Source organism: Thermogutta sp., from assembly GCF_039793925.1.
Lineage (GTDB): Bacteria > Planctomycetota > Planctomycetia > Pirellulales > Thermoguttaceae > Thermogutta.
In genome coordinates, this window is the sequence record NZ_JBAMME010000312.1 from 1 (window position 1) to 2,860 (window position 2,860).

Consider the following 2,860-nt stretch of genomic DNA (forward strand, 5'->3'; position numbering starts at 1 on the left):
CTGTGGCACAACCTGTTCCACATGGCCCCGTACTAGAATTCTGTCCCACAGCCCAATCATGGTAAAACCTTTTATAGCATTGGAAGTAAGCTACACGATCAAATTGACAGAGAAGGTAGCCATAGTAGGCGTTGGCATGACCAGGTTCGGTAAAAGGGAGGACGCTGACACGAAGGAACTGGGTTTCGAGGCGCTCAAGGTGGCTCTGGAGGACGTGCCTAAGCTTAGCAAGAAAGATATAAATATGTTAGTGGTAGGTTATGCCTGGGGATATACCGCAACGAGGAATCCAGCGGGAGAGCTGGCCGAGTACGCAAGGCTGAGCCCTGTCCCCGGATTCGATGTGCACGCCCAGTGCTCGAGCAGCACCGTAGCTACAATAACCGGCTGGAGTTTCATAAGGTCCGGGTTCGCTAAGGTAGTGGCTGCGGTTGGCGTTCAAAAGATGAGCGAGTTGAGCGGGAGAGAGGTCCAGAGAGTCATGGGGCAGTCAGCGGATTCATCGCTGGAAGCTCCATTGGGTATGAGCATGCCGACGGCCTATGCCTTAAGGGCTAAAGCCTACATGGAGAAGTACGGCGCTAAGGAGGAGGATCTTGCATTGATAAGGGTAAAAGCTTCAGAGTACTCGTCAAAGAATCCCTATGCCATGTTCAGGCAGAAGTACACCGTGGATGACGTCATGAAGTCGAGGCCGGTGAGCCTCCCACTCAAGCTGCTGGACTGCGCCGCTAACGCGGATGGAGCTGCCGCCGTTATCTTGGCGTCAGAGGATGTGGCCACCAAACTGACAGACACGCCCGTATGGATAAAGGGCGTGGGGTTAGCCACTGGCCAACAGACGGTAAGGGGCGTGCCCGATCTCACCCAATTCTTACCTACCGTGGAAGCCACGAACATGGCGTACAAAAATGCGAACATCGAGCCCTCTCAGGTACAGGTGGCTGAGACCCACGACTGTTTCACGATATCGGAGATACTGGATTACGAGGATATGGGATTCTTCCCGAGGGGTGAAGGTTACCGGGCAATAAGAGATGGCCAAACCTATGTGGGTGGAAAGGTCGCTGTAAACGTGAGTGGTGGGCTACTTGGAAGGGGACATCCCGTGGGGGCCACGGGAGCCGCCCAAATATTTGCCATAACTAGATGGCTGAGGGGTGATGCGGTCGGCGACATAAGGGTGCCGGCAGAGCTGGGGGTCGCATACACGAGAGGGGGAGTGGGCACGTATGCCGCGGCGGTAGTGCTTTCCAGGAGGCCTTGAAAATGACTGAAATTGAAAAGTTTGGATATTTCCCATTCATAAAGCATAGCGGCATATCAAATTATGTTACTTACTTGGAGCAGGGAAAGATAATGGCCACTAAGTGTGAAAAATGTGGAACAGTCTATTTCCCGCCGAGAAAATTCTGCCCTACATGCCTAACCAGTGATATGAAATGGATAGAGTATGACCAGGCAGATAAGGGGGAGCTGACCAGTTTCTCGACTTTATACTTGGTGCCGGCCGGATTTGACGAGAAAGAGATCCCGGTTACGGTGGGGGTAGCACAGTTCCCGGATGGAAACCGCGTGTACGCCAGAGTGGAGGGCGTAGATCCCCAGTCCGTGAAGGTTGGAATGCGCGTTAAGCTCGTTCCCAAAAAATTAGCCGAGGATAGGGTAACGCACGTCCTGCAGCCCATATGATGCTCTGCCCGGGCGCTTATTTATTATTATCATTGCCTTGGGCCTGCAATGGCGCGATATTCTATCATCCCATCACGGGCCTCGACCGAATTCGTTCACACGGTGTGCGCAGTTACCGGTCTTCCTTCCTTGATTATCATAATGTTCACATATTATATGCTTATCATTTTACATATACTATGAAAAATCCACTCTCATCCAACATCACGTCGGGATCGTCGGTTGCGTCAAACCTCGCATGGCTGGGCCATGTCGATGCCCGAGGCGAGGCGCCGCTAAAGCTGGGCGACGGAGGCGGGAGCAGCTCATCCACGAAGCCGATGAGCGTCCCCATATCTCTGACCCCCGAGAGATCAGTCACCTTCACCCTGCGCTTAAACTCATCAATTTCGCCGTGGGTCAGGTTGCTCAGCCTGATCCTGCGCCCCCTGCACCATCAAGCTCATATCATCGCCGACCCCTGGCGATTGAGCTCGAGCACGACCGGAGCCACGGGAGCAGTGGCCGAGTCGCGCCCCACCAATATCAGACGGTATATGTTGGGATTAGCCACCACGTTGCGCACCAGCTTCTCGACCCCTAGTTCTGGGTCCTAGTCATGCCGAGTATTGCGTACCGATCCCTGTTCAGGCGCTCCGCCAATGACCTCAGGAGCTCCTCATCCGACAGCGTGGAGATGGCTAAGCCAGACCCAGGGTTCCCTACAACATAATCCCCTGGCTCCACTGACCACCATCCGTCGTCGGACACACCATCGCCGGCCATGCGGATCCTCATAAGCTTGCTACGGGTTGCCGCATCGTGAACCGAAATTGGTTGCTTCCGCGCTGCTTGGGGTCGCCAGCGGGGCGGACGGCGCATCATCGGCTCCGAGCTCCTTCTAGCGCCCACGAGTTCCACCGTGATGCCGCGCTCACCAGCAATCCCTTCAACACCGGGATGAATCATCGTGCCGGCGGCGATGATTGCCTCCGCCAGTTCTCCGATCGGGCATATGGGCATGGGGGCCGGCGGCCTCTATCCGCGCCTCAACCTTCACTCGAAGCCCTTACCGGTAACGGTATAATTTAGTCATCACATGACAGAGGCAGCGAGCTCACCGCGTAGAAGGACGCCAGGACATCGGGCCTTCTTCTGAGCCATGTTCCTAGTGGCTATGCTGGTTGTA

The 2,860-nt window shown here is 55.0% G+C and carries 3 protein-coding genes; 2 read left to right on the forward strand and 1 reads right to left on the reverse strand.

Annotated features, from left to right (window positions below):
- Both ABJK56_RS16860 and ABJK56_RS16865 read left to right on the forward strand, forming a co-directional pair.
- On the forward strand, positions 1–1,267 hold a 1,267-nt coding region (locus ABJK56_RS16860; RefSeq protein ID WP_347245847.1), incomplete at its 5' end, for a hypothetical protein.
- A gap of 2 nt (positions 1,268–1,269) precedes the next feature.
- Positions 1,270–1,692 carry a Zn-ribbon domain-containing OB-fold protein gene (locus ABJK56_RS16865; RefSeq protein ID WP_347245848.1) on the forward strand — a complete coding sequence of 141 codons (423 nt, stop codon included), beginning with the start codon at positions 1,270–1,272 and terminating at the stop codon, positions 1,690–1,692.
- Between the two features lie 579 nt (positions 1,693–2,271).
- On the opposite strand, the gene ABJK56_RS16870 is transcribed toward ABJK56_RS16865, so the two are convergent.
- On the reverse strand, positions 2,272–2,694 hold the full coding sequence (locus ABJK56_RS16870) for a hypothetical protein (protein ID WP_347245849.1): 423 nt from the start codon (positions 2,692–2,694) through the stop codon (positions 2,272–2,274).
- Positions 2,695–2,860: the final 166 nt, after the last annotated feature.

Bases quoted from the DNA above. Each gene is read 5' to 3' on its own strand.
- ABJK56_RS16870 (WP_347245849.1), bottom strand. From the start codon at position 2,694: ATGCCCATATGCCCGATCGGAGAACTGGCGGAGGCAATCATCGCCGCC.
- ABJK56_RS16865 (WP_347245848.1), top strand. From the start codon at position 1,270: ATGACTGAAATTGAAAAGTTTGGATATTTCCCATTCATAAAGCATAGC.